20 protein-coding genes are annotated in these 19,735 nt (G+C 64.8%); 10 read left to right on the top strand and 10 right to left on the bottom strand.

The features are described 5' to 3' along the window. Positions 1–22: 22 nt before the first annotated feature. Both QM590_RS00765 and QM590_RS00760 read right to left on the bottom strand, forming a co-directional pair. Entirely contained in the window at positions 23–865 is an 843-nt protein-coding gene (locus tag QM590_RS00765; protein WP_411741278.1) for an HpcH/HpaI aldolase/citrate lyase family protein, read from the bottom strand. A 102-nt stretch (positions 866–967) separates the two neighbouring features. Further along, positions 968–1,387 carry a LapA family protein gene (locus QM590_RS00760; RefSeq protein ID WP_094642422.1) on the bottom strand — a complete coding sequence of 140 codons (420 nt, stop codon included), beginning with the start codon at positions 1,385–1,387 and terminating at the stop codon, positions 968–970. 159 nt (positions 1,388–1,546) lie between these two features. Between QM590_RS00760 and rlmN the strand changes: the two genes are divergently transcribed. Further along, positions 1,547–2,698 carry a dual-specificity RNA methyltransferase RlmN gene (gene rlmN, locus QM590_RS00755; RefSeq protein ID WP_269593625.1) on the top strand — a complete coding sequence of 384 codons (1,152 nt, stop codon included), beginning with the start codon at positions 1,547–1,549 and terminating at the stop codon, positions 2,696–2,698. An 8-nt stretch (positions 2,699–2,706) separates the two neighbouring features. Here the strand turns inward: rlmN and QM590_RS00750 are convergent, their stop codons facing one another. Beyond that, on the bottom strand, positions 2,707–2,976 hold the full coding sequence (locus QM590_RS00750; protein ID WP_149405992.1) for a DUF2631 domain-containing protein: 270 nt from the start codon (positions 2,974–2,976) through the stop codon (positions 2,707–2,709). A gap of 217 nt (positions 2,977–3,193) precedes the next feature. On the opposite strand from QM590_RS00750, the gene puuE reads away from it, so the two are divergent. Continuing rightward, the gene (puuE, locus tag QM590_RS00745) at positions 3,194–4,093 is read left to right on the top strand and encodes an allantoinase PuuE (RefSeq protein WP_269593730.1); all 900 of its coding nucleotides are present in this window, start codon (positions 3,194–3,196) and stop codon (positions 4,091–4,093) included. Between the two features lies 1 nt (position 4,094). On the opposite strand, the gene QM590_RS00740 is transcribed toward puuE, so the two are convergent. Beyond that, positions 4,095–4,616 (bottom strand): DUF1990 domain-containing protein, encoded by a 522-nt coding sequence (locus QM590_RS00740; protein WP_269593626.1) that lies wholly within the window; start codon positions 4,614–4,616, stop codon positions 4,095–4,097. On the opposite strand from QM590_RS00740, the gene dxr reads away from it, so the two are divergent. The 5 genes from dxr (at position 4,615) to QM590_RS00715 (ending at position 11,151) form a co-directional block, all read left to right on the top strand. Further along, on the top strand, positions 4,615–5,877 hold the full coding sequence (gene dxr / locus QM590_RS00735) for a 1-deoxy-D-xylulose-5-phosphate reductoisomerase (protein ID WP_317812908.1): 1,263 nt from the start codon (positions 4,615–4,617) through the stop codon (positions 5,875–5,877). The two genes, QM590_RS00740 and dxr, sit on opposite strands and share 2 nt — an antisense overlap. A gap of 6 nt (positions 5,878–5,883) precedes the next feature. Continuing rightward, positions 5,884–7,095, top strand: a complete 1,212-nt coding sequence (locus tag QM590_RS00730) for a M50 family metallopeptidase (RefSeq protein WP_269593627.1) — start codon at positions 5,884–5,886, stop codon at positions 7,093–7,095. Between the two features lie 61 nt (positions 7,096–7,156). Continuing rightward, positions 7,157–8,296: a flavodoxin-dependent (E)-4-hydroxy-3-methylbut-2-enyl-diphosphate synthase gene (ispG, locus tag QM590_RS00725; protein ID WP_269593732.1), complete on the top strand. Its 1,140-nt coding sequence runs from the start codon at positions 7,157–7,159 to the stop codon at positions 8,294–8,296. A 121-nt stretch (positions 8,297–8,417) separates the two neighbouring features. Next, positions 8,418–9,254 (top strand): GNAT family N-acetyltransferase, encoded by an 837-nt coding sequence (locus QM590_RS00720; RefSeq protein WP_269593628.1) that lies wholly within the window; start codon positions 8,418–8,420, stop codon positions 9,252–9,254. An 82-nt stretch (positions 9,255–9,336) separates the two neighbouring features. Beyond that, positions 9,337–11,151 carry a penicillin-binding transpeptidase domain-containing protein gene (locus QM590_RS00715; protein ID WP_188078638.1) on the top strand — a complete coding sequence of 605 codons (1,815 nt, stop codon included), beginning with the start codon at positions 9,337–9,339 and terminating at the stop codon, positions 11,149–11,151. A gap of 21 nt (positions 11,152–11,172) precedes the next feature. On the opposite strand, the gene QM590_RS00710 is transcribed toward QM590_RS00715, so the two are convergent. Then, on the bottom strand, positions 11,173–12,045 hold the full coding sequence (locus QM590_RS00710) for a helix-turn-helix transcriptional regulator (protein WP_269593629.1): 873 nt from the start codon (positions 12,043–12,045) through the stop codon (positions 11,173–11,175). A 139-nt stretch (positions 12,046–12,184) separates the two neighbouring features. Between QM590_RS00710 and map the strand changes: the two genes are divergently transcribed. Together map and QM590_RS00700 are read left to right on the top strand one after the other, a co-directional pair. After that, entirely contained in the window at positions 12,185–13,060 is an 876-nt protein-coding gene (gene map / locus QM590_RS00705; RefSeq protein WP_149405988.1) for a type I methionyl aminopeptidase, read from the top strand. A gap of 34 nt (positions 13,061–13,094) precedes the next feature. Next, on the top strand, positions 13,095–14,630 hold the full coding sequence (locus tag QM590_RS00700; RefSeq protein ID WP_269593630.1) for a cobyric acid synthase: 1,536 nt from the start codon (positions 13,095–13,097) through the stop codon (positions 14,628–14,630). Here QM590_RS00700 and QM590_RS00695 read toward each other — a convergent pair. From QM590_RS00695 to QM590_RS00685, 3 genes are read right to left on the bottom strand one after another with little or no spacing between them, the layout of a single operon-like run. Next, a complete protein-coding gene (locus tag QM590_RS00695; protein ID WP_269593631.1) occupies positions 14,614–15,309 on the bottom strand; it encodes an ABC transporter permease in 696 nt (231 codons plus the stop codon). The two genes, QM590_RS00700 and QM590_RS00695, sit on opposite strands and share 17 nt — an antisense overlap. Beyond that, positions 15,306–16,223: an ABC transporter ATP-binding protein gene (locus tag QM590_RS00690; protein ID WP_269593632.1), complete on the bottom strand. Its 918-nt coding sequence runs from the start codon at positions 16,221–16,223 to the stop codon at positions 15,306–15,308. The genes QM590_RS00695 and QM590_RS00690 overlap by 4 nt, the downstream gene beginning before the upstream one ends. Further along, complete coding sequence (locus QM590_RS00685) at positions 16,220–16,582, bottom strand: GntR family transcriptional regulator (protein WP_176460506.1); 363 nt, start codon at positions 16,580–16,582, stop codon at positions 16,220–16,222. Before QM590_RS00685 ends, QM590_RS00690 begins: the two co-directional genes overlap by 4 nt. A 106-nt stretch (positions 16,583–16,688) precedes the next feature. Between QM590_RS00685 and QM590_RS00680 the strand changes: the two genes are divergently transcribed. Continuing rightward, positions 16,689–17,255, top strand: a complete 567-nt coding sequence (locus QM590_RS00680; RefSeq protein WP_269593633.1) for an alpha/beta hydrolase — start codon at positions 16,689–16,691, stop codon at positions 17,253–17,255. A gap of 6 nt (positions 17,256–17,261) precedes the next feature. On the opposite strand, the gene mtr is transcribed toward QM590_RS00680, so the two are convergent. Together mtr and QM590_RS00670 are read right to left on the bottom strand one after the other, a co-directional pair. After that, entirely contained in the window at positions 17,262–18,647 is a 1,386-nt protein-coding gene (mtr, locus tag QM590_RS00675) for a mycothione reductase (RefSeq protein WP_269593634.1), read from the bottom strand. Beyond that, the gene (locus QM590_RS00670; protein WP_188078637.1) at positions 18,644–19,684 is read right to left on the bottom strand and encodes an alpha/beta hydrolase; all 1,041 of its coding nucleotides are present in this window, start codon (positions 19,682–19,684) and stop codon (positions 18,644–18,646) included. The genes mtr and QM590_RS00670 overlap by 4 nt, the downstream gene beginning before the upstream one ends. Positions 19,685–19,735: the final 51 nt, after the last annotated feature.

Genomic DNA, 19,735 nt, shown 5'->3' with positions numbered 1-19,735 from the left:
CGCACCTCGACCCCAGGTGGTCTCAGGAGGCGGCGGAAATCCCGAAGATCTCGGCCAGCTCGTTGATCTTGAGCGCCTTCGCCAGGCGGGGCAGGTCGCTTCCGTCCTTGACGTGTGCTCCGTCGGCACCGAGGGCATCGATGACGTCACGGGCCCACGACACATCCGTCGGTGACGGGGCGAGCTCGCGGTTGACGATGGCAGCCTGCTCCGAGTGCATGCACAACTTGCCCGTCATGCCCATCGACAGGGTCAGAGCTGCGTCGCGTCCGAGGATGCTGTCGTTGGCGGTCAGCGTCGGTCCGTCGATCGGTCCCGGGATGCGCGCTGCGCGTGAGGAGACGACGAGGCGCGAACGGGGGTACGCCATAGCCAGCGGGTCGTCGCTCATACCCGTGTCGCGGCGGAAGTCGCCACTGCCGAAAGCGAGACGGAAGGTCGACTCTGCACGGGCGATCTCCGTCGCGGCTTCGAGGCCTATCGCGGACTCGACCAGTGCCAGGATCGGAGTGCCTGGTGCCAGGCGAGCAGCTGTGGCCTCGACCTGACCGCCACTCTCGGTCTTCGCGAGCATGACGCCGACCAGTCCGGGCAGACCGGACAACGCGGCGAGGTCATCGGCCCAATACGGGGTCGTTGCATCGTTGATGCGCACCCACGCAGAGTTTCCTTCGCCGAGCCACTGCACGACGGCCTCGCGCGCGGCCGGCTTCTTGGCCGGAGCGACTGCGTCCTCGATGTCGAGGATGACGGCATCGACTTCCGACGCTACGGCGTCGCCGAAGGTCTCGGGCTTGGTGGCCGGCACCAGCAGCCAGGACCGGGCTCGGTCCGGGGCGACGCCGGATGCCACAGGTGTCTCCATGAAAGTTGTCACGTCATGCTCCTCGAGTGAAGTGGGGCACCCCAAGCCTGATCGATTCAGTGAATCAGCGCCAGCTTCTGTACATAGTGTTCACGAGTGGCGCTACTTCTTCTTGGCGGAACGTCGCACCTGAAGGATTCGAGCGCCGCCCACCATTGCCATCACCAGCGCGCCGGCGATCGCGGCCAGCAACATGCTGATGCCGAGGGGCAGATCGAGCTGCCACGCGAAGATCTGGACCGTGACGGAGTCGAGATTCTGCACGATGAACACCAGCAGGATCACCAGGACCACAGCTCCGACCACCAGGCCGGTCCACAGGGCGGCGGTGCGAGTGTGGGCGATATCGGTCGGAGCGGCAGCCTGTCGCTCGGGAACGAACTCGGGATCGGGAGCGGAATGGCCGTCCGAATCCGGAGTCGTGATCGGAGCGAGGTCGCCCGAGGCGCTGTGCTCGCCGGGGTGCGCTGCGCCCGATTTGTCCAGCGATGTCTCGTGATTGTCGTCAGCTCTGGTGGCCATGTCGATGATCCTTCCGCACGTAAAGGCCGAATGCACGTGCATCCGGCCACGACCTCGATACCCATCGGATAACGGACGGAAACAGTCGCGAATAGGACTGCGAGGCGATGGGGTGGACAATGGTGGAATGCAGTGTCACCGAAAGATGTGGGGTGGAGTATGAGCGACTCCGTCGAGGCAACGAACACGTCGACCGAGCAGAAGAGGCCCAATCTTCCCTTGGTCTTCACTGCGCCGCGTCGCGGTATGCCGTCGCGCCACCTCGCCGACCTGGACAAAGAGGGTCTGCGGGATGCGGTGAAGGCGCTCGGTCTACCTGCGTTTCGCGCCGATCAGCTGGCCCGGCACTACTACGGGCGCCTCGAGGCCGACACCACCAAGATGACCGATCTGCCGGCCGAGGCCCGCGAAAAGGTCGGTGCCGATCTCTTTCCCACGTTGCTGACGCCGATCAAGCACCTGGCATGTGATGACGGTGACACTCGCAAGACCCTGTGGAAGGCCAACGACGGGACCTTGCTCGAGAGCGTTCTGATGCGGTACCCGGATCGGGCCACCCTGTGCATCTCCAGCCAGGCCGGCTGCGGAATGGCCTGTCCCTTCTGCGCGACCGGCCAAGCAGGTCTGACGAGGAACCTGTCGACGGCCGAGATCGTCGACCAGGTCCGTTCGGCTGCAGCCGACCTGCGCGACGGCGTGGTCCACGGGGGCGAAGGTCGACTGTCGAACGTGGTCTTCATGGGGATGGGCGAGCCCCTGGCGAACTACAAGAGGGTCGTCTCCGCGGTGCGCAAGATCGTCTCGCCCGCACCCGACGGACTCGGTCTCTCGCAGCGCTCGGTGACGGTGTCGACGGTCGGTCTGGCACCGGCAATCCGCAAGCTGGCCGACGAGGGACTGTCGGTGACGTTGGCGGTGTCGTTGCACACGCCCGACGACGAGCTACGCGACACGCTGGTTCCTGTGAACAACCGTTGGTCGGTGGCTGAGGTGTTGTCGGCGGCAAGGTACTACGCAGACCAGACCGGTCGTCGTGTCTCGATCGAGTACGCGATGATCCGAGAAGTCAACGACCAGCCGTGGCGAGCAGACATGCTGGGCAAGAAGCTGCACAAGGCACTCGGCTCACGAGTTCACGTGAACCTGATCCCACTCAATCCGACTCCGGGTAGCGAATGGGACGCCAGCCCGAAGCCGGTGGAGCGAGAGTTCGTCCGACGGGTGATTGCGCAGGGCGTCTCGTGCACCGTCCGGGACACCCGCGGTCAGGAGATCGCCGCAGCGTGCGGTCAGCTGGCAGCAGAGAACTGACTCGGTTGCTAGCGGGGCTTGCGGCGGACGATGACGTCTCGCACCACGAGCCCGACCAACATCGCGGCGAATCCGACCAACCACAGATCCTCGACCTTGCCGGTGTGGTTGCCGATCATCATGAACAGCAGGAACACGGCGACGACGATGGCGGCCACCCGCATCGCGCGATTCGATTCACCACTCCACCCCCACTCGGCGGACGGCACGTCCGGCACCTCGTTGCGGGTATCGACGACCGGGTCGTACGAAGCGGATTCCAGTTCGGTATTTGCCACCGGTCGGTCCTCTCGGGTGATGAATTCTCGAAGTCGTCCTTCACGAGGCGTCGAGCCTGCCGCGTTCGGACAATATTGGCATACGACCGCCCGTCGTAGCCATCAGGGTTGTGTGCTCATCCGGCGCGACTGCCGACTTCGGTGAGAGACTGCGGCGGTGACGTCCGAGCGCCTTCCGCATCCACTGACCCAGTTTCCGCTGAGCTACCCCCGAGACATGGTGGGGTACGGCCGCACGCCGCCGCACGCCCAGTGGCCGGGTCAGGCCAACATCGCCGTTCAGTTCGTCCTCAACTACGAGGAGGGTGCGGAGAACAACGTCCTCGACGGTGACACCAAATCCGAGACGTTCCTCTCGGAAATGATCGGGGCGCAAGCCTTTCCGAACCGGCACATGAGCATGGAGTCGCTGTACGAGTACGGCTCGAGGGCAGGCGTGTGGCGGGTGCTGCGGGCGTTCGAGAAGCGCGACCTACCCCTGACGGTGTTCGCTGTCGCCAAGGCCATGGAACGAAACCCGGAAGTGGTTGCCGCGCTTGCGGAATTGGGCCACGAGATCGCCTGCCACGGTCTGCGGTGGCTGTCCTATCAGCAGATCGACGAGAACGTCGAGCGTGAGCACATGGCCGAGGCCGTGGCCATCCTTCAGGGCCTCACCGGCTCGGCCCCGCTCGGGTGGTACACCGGGCGTGACTCTCCGAACACCCGGTCGCTCGTCGTCGAGCACGGCGGCTTCGTGTACGACTCGGATTCCTACGCCGACGATCTTCCCTACTGGGAGAAGGTCTCTCGTGGCTCCGAGGTCGTCGATCATCTGGTGGTGCCGTACACCCTCGACACCAACGACATGAGATTCGCGTCGCCGGGAGGGTTCTCGACCGGGGACGAGTTCTACGCGCATCTACGGGACGCGTTCGACGTGCTGTACGCCGAGGGGGAGAACGGCAGCCCCAAGATGCTCTCGGTCGGACTGCACTGCAGGCTTGTGGGCAGACCGGCTCGTATCGCCGCCCTCGAGCGTTTTCTCGATCACGTTCAGTCTCACGACAAGGTGTGGGTGGCCAAGCGAATCGACATCGCCGAGCACTGGCGCGCGGTGCACCCACCCTCCTCCTGACTCAGCGCGGCGACCGGCACGCCGACGCCAACGCCGTCAGATAACGGTCGGTGAACAGGGCCTGGACTCGCTTGCCCACCGGACCGCCGAGCCTGGTGTACCAGCGGCCGGGGTTCGAGAACGCGGTGATGTGCGCGGACACCGTCCCGTCCTCGGGGGAGTAGTCGACGTAGAACAGTTCCTCGCCGGACTCGGGATGACCGTCGAGGGTGCCGTAGGCGAAGCCCTGTCGGTTGGCTTCGTCGATGACGTAGACGACACGGCAGGGGATGCGAACGGGCCCGAGCGTGAGAACGACCACGGCGTCGGGGACGGCGTTGTCGGCGTCGGAATGGACCTTCAGTCCGGTTCCGCGGTGCATGTCCCAGCGCATCAGCGTGTCGGCTGCGGCCACGAAGTCCTCGAGTCCGGATCCGATGACCCGCGTCTTCTCGACGTGGTGGTAGCCGGACGGGAGCCTGCCGCTCGTTGCTCCTACGTCGACGTAGTTGAACGATGCCGCGCGATACTTCGAGACGTCCATGCCCTCCAGCGTGCCAGCTACGGCGGCACATAGGGGTTTCTCAGCCTCGGTAGGCAACAATGGACCGGTGCCAGACCATCGTGAGCGAACGACCTCCTCGGATCGTCCCGAGCCGATTCGAGTGTTGCTGCTGGGCAGTACCGGCTCGATCGGAACCCAAGCGCTCGACGTCATCGCCACCGACCCCGACCGTTTCGTCGTGGTCGGTCTTGCTGCGGGCGGTGGAAACATCGACCTACTTCGCCGTCAGATCGCCGAGACCGGTGCTCGACGCGTGGCCGTGGCCGACCCCGCCGCTGCCGCCGAGCTCGACTTTCCCGGGGTTCTCAGCGGGCCGCGCGCGGTCACCGAGCTCGTCGAGTCCACTCAGGCGGACGTGGTGCTCAACGCGCTGGTGGGCTCGCTCGGTCTCGAGCCGACGTTGGCGGCGTTGAAGACCGGAGCCCGGCTGGCGTTGGCGAACAAGGAATCCCTGGTGGCCGGCGGGGAACTGGTGCTCGCTGCCGCCGCACCGGGACAGATAGTTCCGGTGGACTCGGAGCACTCGGCGCTGGCGCAGTGCCTGCGCAGTGGCCACCGAAGCGAGGTGGATCGACTGATCCTGACCGCATCGGGCGGACCGTTCCGTGGGTGGAGCGAAGCGGAACTGAAGTCGGTGACGCCTGCCCAGGCCGCGGCTCATCCGACTTGGTCGATGGGTCCGATGAACACGTTGAACTCGGCTACCTTGGTCAACAAGGGCCTCGAGTTGATCGAAGCGCATCTGCTGTTCGGGGTGCCCTACGAGAAGATCGACGTCACCGTGCATCGGCAATCCATCGTCCATTCGATGGTGACGTTCGTGGACGGATCCACCATTGCCCAGGCCAGCCCGCCGGACATGAAGCTTCCGATCGGGTTGGCGCTCGGGTGGCCCGATCGAATTCCCGATGTCGCGCGTGCACTCGATTTCACTGCAGCGTTCTCCTGGGACTTCGAGCCACTCGACGATCGAGTGTTCCCCGCCGTGCAGCTGGCCCGCGAGGCCGGAATCATGGGCGGGTGCACGACGGCGGTGTACAACGCGTCCAACGAGATCGCCGCCGAGGCGTTCCTCGCCGGGCGCATCGAGTTCCCGCAGATAGTGCAGACGGTGCGCGCCGTGGTCGATGACGGCAGTGGACAATGGTCGACGGTGCCGACCGACGTGGACGACGTCCTCGCGGCGGATTCCTGGGCTCGCGCACATGCGCGTGAGCTCCTGAAACAGAAGGGCCTGTAGACACACATGCTGTTCGCTCTGGGTGTGGTGCTGTTCGCCGTCGGCATCGGTGTGTCGATCGCGCTGCACGAAGCAGGACACATGTGGACCGCGAAAGCGCTCGGCATGAAAGTTCGCCGTTACTACATCGGGTTCGGCCCCAAGATCTTCTCCTTCCGACGCGGCGAGACCGAGTACGGCCTCAAGGCAATTCCGGCCGGCGGATTCTGCGACATCGCCGGAATGACGGCGATCGACGAGCTCGCGCCCGACGAGGTCGAGCGCGCGATGTATCGCCAGAAGACGTGGAAGCGGATCGTCGTCATGGTCGGCGGCATCGCGATGAACTTCGTACTGGGAATCGTGCTGATCTACGCGCTCGTTCTCGGGTGGGGCACGCCCGATCGGGTCACTCCGACCACGACTGTCCAGGCTGTCGGCTGCGTCGGAACGACGCAGACACCGGACGGTGAGATCGCCGATTGCTCGGGTGACGGTCCGGCCGCAGCGGCAGGGCTGCGTGAGGGCGACATCATCACAGCGGTGGACGGCACCCCCACTGAGGTCTGGTCCGATGCGGTTCTGGCCATTCAGGCCTCCACCGGCTCGGTCGAGCTGACAGTGGATCGCAACGGTGCTTCGCAGACCATCACCGTCCCGGTCACACAGGTTCAGCGATACGTCGTCGATCCCGACACCGGAGCGAAGGAATCGACGACGGTCGGGGCGGTGGGTGTCACCGGGGGTCCGCCACCGAACATCACGTACAACCCGATCGAGGCGGTACCCGAGACCTTCGCTTTGACCGGCGACATCTTCGTACAGACCGGCAAGGCACTCGTGCAACTGCCGACCAAGGTGCAGGCGCTGTGGGAGTCGATCTTCGGCGGTGAGCGTGGCCTCGACACCCCGATGAGCGTCGTCGGTGCCAGTGTCATCGGTGGTCAGGCAGCGGAGACGGAGAACTGGGCGACGTTCATCGGGTTGCTCGCGTCGTTGAATTTCTTTCTCGGGGCGTTCAACCTCGTGCCGCTGTTGCCGCTCGACGGTGGCCATATCGCCGTGACCATCTACGAGCGCATTCGCAACATCTTCCGCAACCGCCGTGGCCTACCGGACGGCGCGCCGGTGGACTACATGAAGCTGATGCCGGTCACTTACGTGGTCATCGTCGTTTTCATCGGGTTCTCCTTGTTGACACTCACGGCGGACATCGTCAACCCGATTCAATTGTTCTAAGTAGACTCGTCAGTCGTAGCTAGGAAAGAAGGCCACTGTGTCCGTGTCAGTCGGATTGGGAATGCCGGCACCGCCGGTACCGGTACTCGCGCCGCGTCGAAAGACCAGGCAGCTCCAGGTCGGGTCGGTGGGAGTGGGCAGCGACAGCCCCATCTCGGTGCAGTCGATGACAACCACCAAGACCCACGACATCAACGCCACTCTGCAGCAGATCGCCGAACTGACGGCGTCGGGCTGCGACATCGTGCGTGTGGCATGCCCCACACAGGACGATGCGGATGCGCTGTCGATCATCGCCAAGAAGAGTCAGATTCCGGTGATCGCCGACATCCACTTCCAGCCCAAGTACATCTTCGCCGCGATCGATGCAGGATGCGCCGCTGTGCGCGTCAACCCGGGGAACATCAAGGAATTCGACGGCCGGGTCAAGGAAGTCGCCAAGGCCGCCGGTGACGCGAACATTCCGATCCGCATCGGCGTCAATGCCGGTTCGCTCGACCCTCGCCTGATGAAGAAGTACGGCAAGGCGACACCGGAGGCCCTCGTTGAGTCCGCGCTGTGGGAGGCGGGCCTGTTCGAGGAACACGGATTCGGTGACATCAAGATCTCCGTCAAGCACAACGACCCCGTCATCATGGTCGCCGCGTACGAGCAGCTGGCCGCGCAGTGCGACTACCCGCTGCACCTCGGCGTCACCGAGGCCGGCCCCGCCTTCCAGGGCACCATCAAATCCTCGGTGGCCTTCGGCGCACTGCTTTCCCGTGGAATCGGCGACACCATCCGCGTCTCCCTGTCGGCTCCGCCGGCCGAGGAGATCAAGGTCGGTAACCAGATTCTGCAGTCGCTCAACCTGCGTCCCCGCAAGCTCGAAATCGTCTCCTGCCCGTCGTGCGGACGCGCGCAGGTCGACGTGTACACCCTCGCCGACGAGGTCACCGCAGGCCTGGAGGGCATGGAAATTCCGCTGCGCGTTGCCGTCATGGGGTGCGTCGTCAACGGTCCGGGCGAGGCGCGCGACGCCGACCTCGGCGTGGCGTCGGGCAACGGCAAGGGTCAGATCTTCGTCAAGGGCAAGGTCATCAAGACCGTGCCCGAGGCTCAGATCGTGGAGACCTTGATCGAGGAAGCAATGCGCATCGCCGAGGAATTCGAGAAGGATGAGACCGCAGACGGCGGCGCTCCGGTGGTCACGGTCAGCTGAGGATGATCGATCCGGTCGGTGTCCGGTTTGCCGCTCTACCACCGAGGGAACAGGTTCTCTGGAATGATTCGCTACACGCTCGGTCGGTGTGTATGCGGTAGGTGGGTCAGGAGGTCGGCAGGTGCTCAAGCTCCTCGGTGCGAAGCCTCTCGGTAATCGAGACGTAGCGCACGTCTTACGGGTGCTCGATGCCGACCCGGTCGCCACCTGCATGGTCGCCGCCAGGGTGCAGGAATCCGGACTGGATCCGAGGTCGTTTCACGGTGAGATGTGGAGCCGGGGCGGACCGGACGAGTCGTTGTGTTTCTACGGAGCCAACCTCGTCCCTCTGCTCGGGTCGAGTGACGATCTGCGGTCGTTCGCCGACCGCGCATGTCGCGGTCCACGGCTGTGTTCCTCACTGGTCGGTCGAGCCGAGCTGACACTGCCGCTGTGGGAGATGCTCGAAACCGACTGGGGCCCGGCTCGTGAGGTTCGCGGTGAGCAGCCACTGCTGGCCACGTCGGTTCGATCGTCGGTCACCCCGGATCCACACGTACGTCTCGTTTGCCCAGAGGAACTGGACGTGTATCTGACTGCGGCCGTGGCCATGTTCATCGAGGAAGTCGGAGTCGACCCGAGGCAGAACGACGGCGGCCGCGGATACCGGCGACGGATCTCGAGTCTGATTGCCGCGCAGCGTGCGTGGGCTCGATTCGAGGACGGTCGGGTGGTGTTCAAGGCCGAGATCGGGTCGCAGTCGGCGACGGTGGGGCAGATCCAGGGGGTATGGGTTCACCCCGATCGGCGCGGGCACGGTCTCGGTGCGTCCGGTACCGCAGCGGTGGTGAACTCGGTGGTCCGCCAGGGCCGCACCGCAAGCCTCTACGTCAACAGTTTCAACTACGTCGCCAGACGGGCGTACGCGAAGATCGGTCTGACCCAGGTGGCGACCTTCACGACCGTGCTCCTCGACTAGATCGGCCGTCGCTCGAACGGGTTGTGCCGAACCGCGATTCGTTGCCGCAGCCGGAGGCAGCGCCCTATTACTATGGGGCGCAATGAGATCACGTGGTGCAACCGAAGTGCGGTATCGGATCGGCGCGGTATCGGTGGTCGCAGCCGTCGTTGCTGCCGCCCTCGCCGGATGTACCCCCAAGCCCGACGGCCCGGAGCCGGCTGCCCAGGCATTTCTCGCCGCGTTCGAGTCCAACGACATCGCCGCCGCGGCCGCGGACACCGACAAGCCCGACGCGGCGGCCACCGCACTGACCGAGGCGTGGACCAATCTTCAGGCCGAGGCTCTGGAAGCGGAGACGACGTCGGTGCAGGTCGACGGCGACACCGCCACAGTCGGCTACAAATACACGTGGCAGCTGCCGAAAGATCGGGTGTGGACGTACGACGGTCAGCTGAACATGGGTCGCAGCGAGGGCGAGTGGGTGGTGCGCTGGACGGCGTCGGACATCCATCCCAAGCTCGGTGACACTCAGACGATGTCCTTGCGATCCACGGCGGCTCCGCGCGCACGAGTCAACGAGCGCTCCGGGACCGACGTGTTGGTGCCCGGGGTGGTGCACCGAATCAAATTCGACGCGGCCGATGCGAACAATGTGGTGGCCTCGGCGACGGCGCTGTCGACGTTGCTGACACCGTTCGATGCGTCCATCACCGCGCAGTCCATCGTCGAATCGGCCACCTCGGTCGACGGCGACTATCCGGTGGCGTTGCTTCGAGACAGTGACTACCAGCCCATCTCGGCCGCGCTGACCGAGATCCCGGGAGTGACCGCATCCGACGAATCGGATCTGGTGTCCACCGACCCCACGTTCGCGCCGGACCTGGTCGGACAGGTCAAGAAGGCCGTCATCGACGAGGTCGACGGCAAGGCGGGCTGGAGTGTGGTCACCACGAATCGCAACGGCGTCGACATCGATGTCCTCACCGACACTCCGCCGGAGCCCTCTCCGTCGTTCTCCATCAGTCTCGATCGCAACATTCAGGTCGCGGCGCAGCGTGCGGTGAACGCACGCACCGAGCAGGCGATGACGGTGGTCATCCAGCCGTCCACCGGGGCGATTCTGGCGGTGGCACAGAACCCGGCCGCCGATCGGGACGGACCGGTCGCGTCGGCCGGCCTCTACCCACCCGGATCGACCTTCAAGATCATCACCGCCGGTGCCGCCATCTCGAGCGGACTCGCGTCTCCGGGCAGCACCGTCCCGTGTCCGGGTCGAATCGTGATCGGTGAGCGCAGTGTGCCCAACTACAACGAGTTCGCACTGGGTGACGTGACGATGAGTACTGCCTTCACCCGCTCGTGCAACACCTCGTTCGCCAAGCTGGCCAGCGAGATGGCACCGGATGCATTGACCGTGGCCGCATCCCAGTTCGGCGTCGGGCCGGACTACGACGTCGTCGGGCTGCCTACCGATTCCGGTTCGGTGCCCCCGGCCGAGGAGCTCGTCCAGCGCACCGAGGACGGCTTCGGTCAGGGCCGAGTGGTCGTGTCGACGTTCGGTATGGCCCTGGCCGCCGCGACGGTGGCCCATGGCTCGACGCCGGTGCCGAACCTCCTGGTCGGACGCGACACCGTGATCACGGGAGAGCATCCGCAGATCGAGCCTGCGATGGTCGACGGGCTGCGCGGGATGATGCGTTCGGTGGTGACCAGCGGTACGGCCGAGCGCATCGCAGACCAGGGCGAGGTGTACGGCAAGACCGGCGAAGCAGAGGTCGACGGCGGCTCGCACTCGTGGTTCGTCGGCTACCGCGGAGACATCGCCTTCGCCACCCTCGTGGTGCGGGGCGGCAGCTCGGACAATGCGGTCGCGGTGACCCGAGAGATGTTCGAGCAACTGCCGCCCGGGTACTGACCGCTCGGCGGTGTGCCCGGTTCAGGAGGGCAGAACGCCGAGTCGACGGCAGGCCACCACGGCTTCGTATCGAGTGTGCGATTCGGTTTTGCGCATCACGCTGCGCAGGTACGACTTGACGGTCTCGGCACCGATCGACAGACGCGCGGCGACCTCGATGTTGGTGCAGCCCAGAGCAACCTGCGAGATCACGTCGATCTCTCGTGGTGTCAGCGACTGCGACACGTTCTGGGTCCGTGGGTCGTGGGGCATCTCCTGGCCGAACGACGCGGCCACGCGGGCTGCGACCGCGTCGAGTCTGCGCCGGATGGCCACGTCACCGACAGAGCGGGCGAGATCGGACAGTTCCTCGTGGACGCTGCGCAGTTCGGCCGTGCGGGAGAGATCCGAGTCGAGCATCGAGCGGGTGGTCGCCAGCAGACGGATCCGGCGGTCGACCTCGTCACGCACGGAGATCTCCTGGCCGAGACGCCTGGCGGCGGTCGTCATGATGTCGCCGACGCGATCTCCGAGGGGGCCGCGTTCGCGTAGGGCCGCGTACATCACTATTCGCGCCACACCGGCAACGACCACCGGCACCGCCAGTATCGATTTGAGGCCCTCGCCGAGTACCGGGCGGTCGAAGTGATGGGTGATCGACATCGATGCGCCGTAATCGCTCACGGCCGCGGGCCTGCGCTGTTCCATGACTCGCCCGCCGAGGCCGGATCTGGGTGGGATGGCGAGTCCGTCCAGGCCGCGGGTTCTGGTTCCGTGGAATTCACTCAGGTACAGGGTCTCCGAGGAGACCTCGCCGCCGAACACGACGGGCACGTCGGACGCCGCTGCCACCTGGCGCAGTTCGGCGCGCAGGGCATCGCCGTCACGGGGCCGCAACAGATTCGAATGGACCACGGAGCTTCCTTTCCCGTGTCGGATGCACGAGCGACGAACGTGATCCAGATCATATCCACAACGGCAAGCGCTGTTTCTACTGGCACAGGCCACTGCGCTGCGGTTCGGGGCCGAATACGAGCCGACTACTCTGGACGTCATGTCTGTGACCGCCGAGAGCAAGCCCCGTCAGCCACTCGTACCAGGCGTCGTATCGCCCGTCCTCGCGGTGCCCAAGTCCATCGAGCGCCCCGAATACGCCTGGAAGTCGACCGTGGCCGAAGGCAGTGAGCCCTGGGTCCAGACCCCCGAGGTCATCGAGAAGATGCGAGTGGCGTCGAAGATCGCGGCCAGGGCACTGCAGGAAGCGGGCCGGGCGGTGGCACCGGGAATCACCACCGACGAGCTGGACCGGATTGCCCACGAGTACATGATCGATCACGGTGCGTACCCGTCCACGCTGGGCTACAGGGGATTTCCGAAGTCCTGCTGTACCTCCCTGAACGAGGTCATCTGCCACGGCATCCCGGATTCCACCGTGATTCAGGACGGTGACATCGTCAACATCGACGTCACCGCATATATCGACGGCGTCCACGGCGACACCAACGCGACCTTCCTGGCCGGCAACGTCTCCGAGGAAGCGCGCCTGCTGGTCGAACGTACGCACGAGGCCACCATGCGTGCCATCAAGGCGGTCAAGCCGGGGCGCGCGCTCAACGTGATCGGCCGCGTCATCGAGTCGTACGCGCACCGTTTCGGCTACGGCGTGGTGGAGGACTTCACCGGCCACGGCATCGGTACCACCTTCCACAACGGTCTGGTCGTTCTGCATTACGACCAGCCGTCGGTGGACACCGTCATCGAGCCGGGTATGACGTTCACGATCGAACCGATGATCAACCTGGGCACGATCAACGCCGAGATGTGGGACGACGGCTGGACGGTCGTCACGCACGACAAGAAGTGGACCGCGCAGTTCGAGCACACGCTCGTGGTGACCGAGACGGGTAGCGAGATTCTGACCCTCCCGTGAGCGGAGCCTGCGGAGTGAACAGAAATACGATGCCGTGAATCCGAAAGGTGCCCTGCTGGTTGCGGGGACGACATCCGACGCAGGCAAGAGTGTGTTGGTTGCCGGGCTGTGTCGGATGTTGGCGAGACGGGGCGTGCGGGTTGCTCCGTTCAAGGCGCAGAACATGTCCAACAATTCGGTGGTCACGCTCGACGGCGGTGAGATCGGTCGAGCGCAGGCGATGCAGGCGTCGGCCTGTGGTCTCGAGCCGAGTGTCCGCTTCAATCCGGTGTTGCTGAAACCGGGGAGTGACCGGACCTCGCAGTTGGTGGTGCGCGGGCGGGCCGTTGCGCAGGTGAGTGCGAGCAACTACATCGAGCATCGGCAGTCGTTGCGCGCCGTGGTGGCAGACGAATTGGCCTCTCTGCGTGAGGAATTCGATGTGGTGATCTGCGAGGGGGCGGGTTCGCCCGCCGAGATCAATCTGCGAGCCACGGACTTGGCCAACATGGGGTTGGCGACGGCGGCGTCTCTTCCGGTGATCGTGGTGGGGGATATCGATCGAGGGGGAGTGCTGGCTCATCTGTTCGGCACCGTTGCGGTGCTGTCTCCGGAGGATCAGGCGCTCGTCGCCGGGTTCGTGATCAACAAGTTCCGCGGTGATCCTGCCCTGCTGGCACCCGGTCTCGATCAGTTGCGCGCGTTGACGGGACGTCCGACGTACGGTGTCGTTCCCTTCGCCGACGGATTGTGGATGGACGCCGAGGATTCACTCGGAACCGTTCCCGATGCTCCGGTGGGGCGGCCGCGTGCACCGTACGGCTCGCAGTGGTTGCGCGTCGCGGCGGTGCGTTTGCCGAGAATCTCCAACACCACCGATGTCGAGGCGTTGGCCTGCGAGCCCGGGGTGTCGGTCCACTGGGTCACCGAGCCGTCCCGGCTCGAGGATGTGGATCTGGTGGTCGTTCCGGGCAGCAAGTCCACCGTGTCGGACCTGGAGTGGTTGCGGCGCACCGGTCTTGCCGATGCGATCGCGGCACGCGGGGCTGCGGGCCTTCCGGTTCTGGGGATCTGCGGTGGCTATCAGATGTTGGGCCGAACGATCGACGACACCGTCGAATCCGGAGCGGGGGCAGTCCGGGGTCTCGGTCTGCTCGATCTCGACATCGAGTTCGCTGCCGACAAAGTACTCGCGCAGGTGGCGGGGCAGTCGATGCAGTTCGGCCCGAATTCCGTGTCGGGCTACGAGATTCACCACGGCCGGGTCGCACGAAACGGCGACGACGCCTTGTCGACCACCGCGTCGGGTATCTCCGAAGGCAGCCTACGCGGCAGCGTTCTGGGCACCCACTGGCACGGACTGCTCGAGTCCGACGATTTCCGTCGTTCCCTCCTCGCCTGGGTGGCAGAGAAGTCGGGTCGTACGGGATTCGAGGTGGCACCCGACACGTCGGTCGCGGCACTGCGGGAGCAGCAGTTGGATCTGTTGGCCGATCTGGTGGAAGACAACCTCGACGTCGACGCCGTACTCGATCTCATCGAGCACGGCGTCGATCCGGGCCTCGACACCATTGTCACGCAGTTGCTTTGAGCAGACCGAACCAGCTGGCCGCAGACAGTATCGCCGTGATGGTCAACGGAATGACGACCAGTAGCAGAATTCGCGGTGTGTCGGTGAAGAAGTCGCCGACGTCGGGCCACCAGTTCTGCCAGGTCACGAGTACAGATCCGCCGCCGAAGACTACGAGCGCTCCGAGTCCGAGGGTGAACAATCCGTTGGTGCGGAACCGTCGATACACGACGCCGATGAATGCACCGATGCCGCCGAGGAGCAGCATGACGGTAACGAGTGCGGCCCACTGCACCAACGGATTGTCGGTCGCGTACCGAGCGATGCCGAACATTCGCAGTTTCAGGCCGAATCCATCCGTGGCTGCTTCGATCAAGGACAGCACGTAGATGATCGTGCCGAATGCAATCGACTGGCACACACCTACCAACGCTGTGGCGGTGAGGAATTCGCGGCGGGTGACGCTCAGACCCAGGGCATAGGGAAAGCACTGAGTGATCGCGGTGATGTAGAACGCCATGGCGAATCCATAGATCGAGAAGACGCTACCGGTGAAGTTGTATTCGGAGTCCGTGGTCGGGATGACCAGAAATATGCCGAAGGTGATCACGAAGGCGATCGCGAGAACCGCCATCGGCCACACGAATGTCGTTGCCCACGAGGTGTTGTGGATGCGAGCTACGTTCAGTATCCGTTTCATGACAACGCCTCCTCGGCGGTGGTGCGTTCGATGATCAACTGTTGCAGTGGAACAGCTTCGATGGTGAGCCCTGCGGCTCGGCCGTCGGATCTCTGCTGTGCGGTCAGTCGGGCGTCGATCGTCGTTCGTACGCTCGGTCCAAGAGCGGAGCGGCGCAGGGTCCGGTGAGCAGCGGCGAACTCGTCGACAGCCGGCGCAGGACCGGTGATCTCGAATGCACTCTCGCGCAGAGCATCCGACTCGTCGTCGAGCACGATCCTGCCCTTGTCGATGAGGATCACGTGTTCGATGAGATCGCTGACCTCATCGATGAGGTGAGTGGACAGAACGACGGTCCTGGGGTGCTCGGCGTAGTCGGCCAGCAATCTGTCGTAGAACAGGTGTCGCGAGACCGCGTCCAGTCCCAAGTAGGGCTCGTCGAAAAAGGTCAGTGGTGCACGTGACGCGAGTCCGATGACGATTCCGAGAGCCGACGTCATTCCTCGCGAGAGCTTCTTGATCTTGCGGCCGAGGGGCAGGTCGAAGTCGCGCAGCAACTCGGCGGCGAAGTCGCCGTCCCAGTGTGGAAGGACATGTGACGCGTGTGAGACGGCGTGCTTGACCTTGAGATCATCGGGATACTTCTGGCTTTCCTTGACGAAGCACACGTGACCGAGCGCGTGAGGGTTCTCCCAAGGACGTTGTCCGAACACCGAGATGTCCCCGGCGCTCTGGCGCATCTGAGCCGTCATCATCTGCATGACGGTGGTCTTACCCGCGCCGTTTCGGCCGAGGAAGCCGTAGATCTTGTTGCGTTCGATCTCGAAACTCACATCGTCGACCGCGGTGAACGAGCCGAAGTTCTTGGTCAGGTGCGTGGCCGACGCAACGATGCTGCTGGGTTCGTCGAACGAGTCGAGGGTGTGGACGCTCATCGTGCTGCCTCCCAGTTGTCGAGCATGGTCTTGAGTTCGTCGACGGTCATGCCGAGCTTGCGAGCCTCGGTGACGAGCGGATCGATGTACTGGCGAGCGAAGAGGTCTCGGCGACGGAATCGAAGAGCGTCCCGAGCGCCTGTGGTCACGAACATTCCGATTCCTCGTTTCTTGTAGACGACACCGTCGGCGACGAGCTTGGCGAGTCCCTTTCCTGCGGTGGCCGGGTTGATTCGATGGAATGCGGCCAGTTCGTTGGTCGAGGGGACCTGCTCTTCCTCTGCCAGGGAGCCGTCGATGATCGAGTTCTCGATCATCTCGGCAATCTGCAGGAAGATCGGCCTGCCCTCGTCCATCAGAACCGCCGCCGGTGCGTCGAGGTTGCTTGCCTCAGTGGTTCATTACTCATGTAACTAACCATAGAACCGACGCGTGGTCGGCGCAAGAGGCAGTACCGTCGTCCCCATGGAGTTCACGCATGTGAGTGCTGCGGGTGGGCAATGTTCGGTGCGAGTCGCAGGCCCGGACAGCAGGCACGCCGTTCTCTTGCTTCCCGATGCAGGCGATCCGGTGGATGTCTACGACGCCGTCAGTGAACGGTTGCACAATTCGGATCTGAAAACTGTTGCGCTGGAAAGCATCGACGGCGTCAGCGACGAGGCGATCCTGACGGTTCTCGACGAGCTGAAGCTGTCGTGGGTGCACCTCGTCGGCAGCGGAGCGGGTGCGGAGTCGGCATGGACGTTGGCCGCCAAGACCTTCGGACGCTTCGCCAGTCTGATCGCGGTGAACCGGTGCCACCCCGCGATCGCGGACGAGCAGGGAACTGTACGCGGCGCGGATTGCCCCCCGGTCGAGCTGCCGACGACATTGGTCGTCGGGTCCTCGCTGGGCCGCGCATCCGCCGACGCGAGCGGACGGTTCGTCTACGCTGACTTCCGCGTGGTCCAACTCGACGGCGGCGCGAATGTCGTCGCCGACGAGCCGGCTGCGCTGGCCACCGAGATCGTGCTCCGCACCAGCCCCTGGTAACCGGAACTACAGTTCCAGTCCCAGGAGAGCGTTCTCGACCACCTCGGGAAGACCGGGGTGGATCCAGTACTGACCGCGGGCCATGTCCTGGGCGGACAAACCGAAGCTCATGGCTTGGATGAGTGGCTGGATCAACGTGGGGGCCTGTGCGCCGATGATGTGCGCGCCGAGGATCTTCCCGGTGCCCTTCTCGGCGATGATCTTGCACAGACCTTCGCTGTCCTCCATGGCCCAGCCGTAGGCGACATCTCCGTAGTTCTGGACCTTGACGGTGATGTCCAGGCCGGCGTCGCGGGCGTGCTCTTCGGTCATGCCCACCTCGGCGATCTGGGGATCGGTGAACACCGCCGCGGGAACGAACCGATGGTCGTTCTTCCGTAGCGTCGAGGTGTCGCCGTGCCACGCGTCCTGCAGCAGGTTGTACTGAACGACGCGAGCTTCCTGGTTGGCCACATGCTTGAGTTGGTACGGGGACGATACGTCGCCGAGTGCGAACACTCCCTCGGCCGTGGTGCGGCCGAATTCGTCCACCACGATGCGGCCTTCGTGGTCGAGCTCGATGCCTGCGGCGGCCGGATCGAGACGGTCTCCGTTGGGCTCGCGGCCCACGGCGACGAGGAACGCATCGCCGAGGACCTTGGTGCCGTCGGCGAGTTGGACCCCGTGCAACCCGCCCTCGGACAGGGGAGTGGTCTTGCCGGAGTCGAGGTGTACGTCCCACTTGGCGCGGGCGAGCTCGGTGAATCGCTTCGAGATGTCGGCGTCCAGTGCGCGGAGCAAGGTGTCCTTGCGGGCCACTATCGACACCTTGGAGCCGAGAGCAGAGAAGACGTGCGCGAATTCTGCTGCGATGTAACCGGATCCGAGAATCACCAGGTGCTCGGGTAGCTCGCGGAGACGCATCACATCGCTGTTGGTGTGGTACGCGACACCCGAATCGGCGATGGACTGCGGCACCGTCGGACGCGATCCGGCGGCGACGACGATCTGGTCGGCGGTGATCACGGTGCCGGTGCCGGTGTCGATGGTGCGCGGGCCGACGAAGCGTGCGTGACCCTCGAACAGGGTGAGATTGGGGCTGCCTTCGGCGCGGTAACGCTTGCCGCCCTCCGAGATCGGGTCGATGCGGCCGAAGACGCGATCGACGATGTCCGGCCAGCGCACCGCGTCCACGTGGGCGTCTACACCGTATTTCGAGGAATCGCGTACCGTCCGCGCAACCTCGGCGGCGTAGACGAACATCTTGGTGGGGATGCAGCCGACGTTGAGGCAGGTGCCGCCGAAGGTCGAGTTCTCCTCGATCAGAGCGATCTTCTTGTCTTCGAAGCGCGAATCGGCGATCGAGTTGCCGGATCCGGAGCCGATGATCGCGACGTCGAAATGCTCGGTCATGAAATGTGCCCGCTCTCGGTGTGGTCCTTGCCCGACGCGTGGTCGGTGCTCTCGCTTCGGTGCAACCACTCGATCCACTCGTCCATTTCCTCGAAGGCCCGAGCGCGTGGGGTCTCGGTGGACAGGAAGACGTCGTGGCGGGCTCCCTCGATGGGCACGATCGTGGTGCGGTCGCCCAGGCAGCCCGCCCAGCGCGCGATCTGGCGAACGTCGAGTACGGCGTCTGCGGCATCGACCGCCGAGCTGTATCGGCGCGAGAAGTGCGTCACCTTGGAGCGCAGGATCAGTGCGGGGATTCCGATGTCGAGGCCGCGATGAAGTTCGGCGTGGCCGTGGCGGACGGCGCGAATCCACCCGAAGGTGATGGGGAAGCCGGCCAGGGGCTTCCAGTCGAGGTCGTAGTCCCACTCGCCGTTTTCCGATGCCGCGAGCGACAACCCGTACGTATCGAGCCCGCCGCCGGGAACCTGTGCCTTGGACCGGAACCTGCCGATGACGTCGATCGCGGCGGTACCGACGCTGCGGATGGCAGGTGGGCCCTGCAGGTCGAACCACGGGCTGTTGAGGACCACTCCCGACAGGCCCAGCCCGGCCGATCCGCCCTCCTGACGGTTGAGACGGTTCAGCCACAGCGGCAGTACGAGGCCGCCCGTCGAGTGCGCCATGAGCAGGACCGGGGCACCCGGGCGTTCCGCGCGGACCAGGGCGAGAGCCTCGTTCAGCTCGGCGTCGTACATCGCCAGATCGGTCACGAAGTGCGCGGTCTGACCCTCACGGCGCGAGCGTCCGCATTTACGCAGGTCCAGGGCGTAGAAGGCGTATCCCTGCGCTGCGAAATGCTCGGCGATGTGGCGCTGGAAGAAGTAGTCGGTGAAACCGTGGACGTAGATCACCGAACGCTCGAAGTTGGCGGCACCGGGCGGTTGGTACCGCACGAGAGTGGCCTCGACCTGCCCTTCGCCGTCCGGATCGTTGCCGAGTGGAATGGTCGTCTGTTCGTAGCCGTCGCCGAGGACGTCGGGCACCCAGGTAGTCACAGATCACAACTGTAGTGGGCACCGCGGACGGCGTCCGAGGAGCACAATCGG

This window comes from Rhodococcus sp. IEGM 1372 (assembly GCF_030056835.1).
Lineage (GTDB): Bacteria > Actinomycetota > Actinomycetes > Mycobacteriales > Mycobacteriaceae > Rhodococcoides.
Note: the sequence above shows the minus strand (reverse complement) of the source record. Positions and strands in the feature narration are given on the sequence as shown.

Coding starts and splice junctions, on each gene's coding strand:
- puuE (WP_269593730.1), top strand. CDS start 3,194: ATGGTGGGGTACGGCCGCACGCCGCCGCACGCCCAGTGGCCGGGTCAG.
- QM590_RS00730 (WP_269593627.1), top strand. CDS start 5,884: ATGCTGTTCGCTCTGGGTGTGGTGCTGTTCGCCGTCGGCATCGGTGTG.
- dxr (WP_317812908.1), top strand. CDS start 4,615: ATGCCCTCCAGCGTGCCAGCTACGGCGGCACATAGGGGTTTCTCAGCC.
- ispG (WP_269593732.1), top strand. CDS start 7,157: ATGCCGGCACCGCCGGTACCGGTACTCGCGCCGCGTCGAAAGACCAGG.
- map (WP_149405988.1), top strand. CDS start 12,185: ATGTCTGTGACCGCCGAGAGCAAGCCCCGTCAGCCACTCGTACCAGGC.
- QM590_RS00690 (WP_269593632.1), bottom strand. CDS start 16,223: ATGAGCGTCCACACCCTCGACTCGTTCGACGAACCCAGCAGCATCGTT.
- mtr (WP_269593634.1), bottom strand. CDS start 18,647: ATGACCGAGCATTTCGACGTCGCGATCATCGGCTCCGGATCCGGCAAC.
- QM590_RS00760 (WP_094642422.1), bottom strand. CDS start 1,387: ATGGCCACCAGAGCTGACGACAATCACGAGACATCGCTGGACAAATCG.
- QM590_RS00740 (WP_269593626.1), bottom strand. CDS start 4,616: ATGGACGTCTCGAAGTATCGCGCGGCATCGTTCAACTACGTCGACGTA.
- QM590_RS00695 (WP_269593631.1), bottom strand. CDS start 15,309: ATGAAACGGATACTGAACGTAGCTCGCATCCACAACACCTCGTGGGCA.
- rlmN (WP_269593625.1), top strand. CDS start 1,547: ATGAGCGACTCCGTCGAGGCAACGAACACGTCGACCGAGCAGAAGAGG.
- QM590_RS00680 (WP_269593633.1), top strand. CDS start 16,689: ATGGAGTTCACGCATGTGAGTGCTGCGGGTGGGCAATGTTCGGTGCGA.
- QM590_RS00765 (WP_411741278.1), bottom strand. CDS start 865: ATGGAGACACCTGTGGCATCCGGCGTCGCCCCGGACCGAGCCCGGTCC.
- QM590_RS00715 (WP_188078638.1), top strand. CDS start 9,337: ATGAGATCACGTGGTGCAACCGAAGTGCGGTATCGGATCGGCGCGGTA.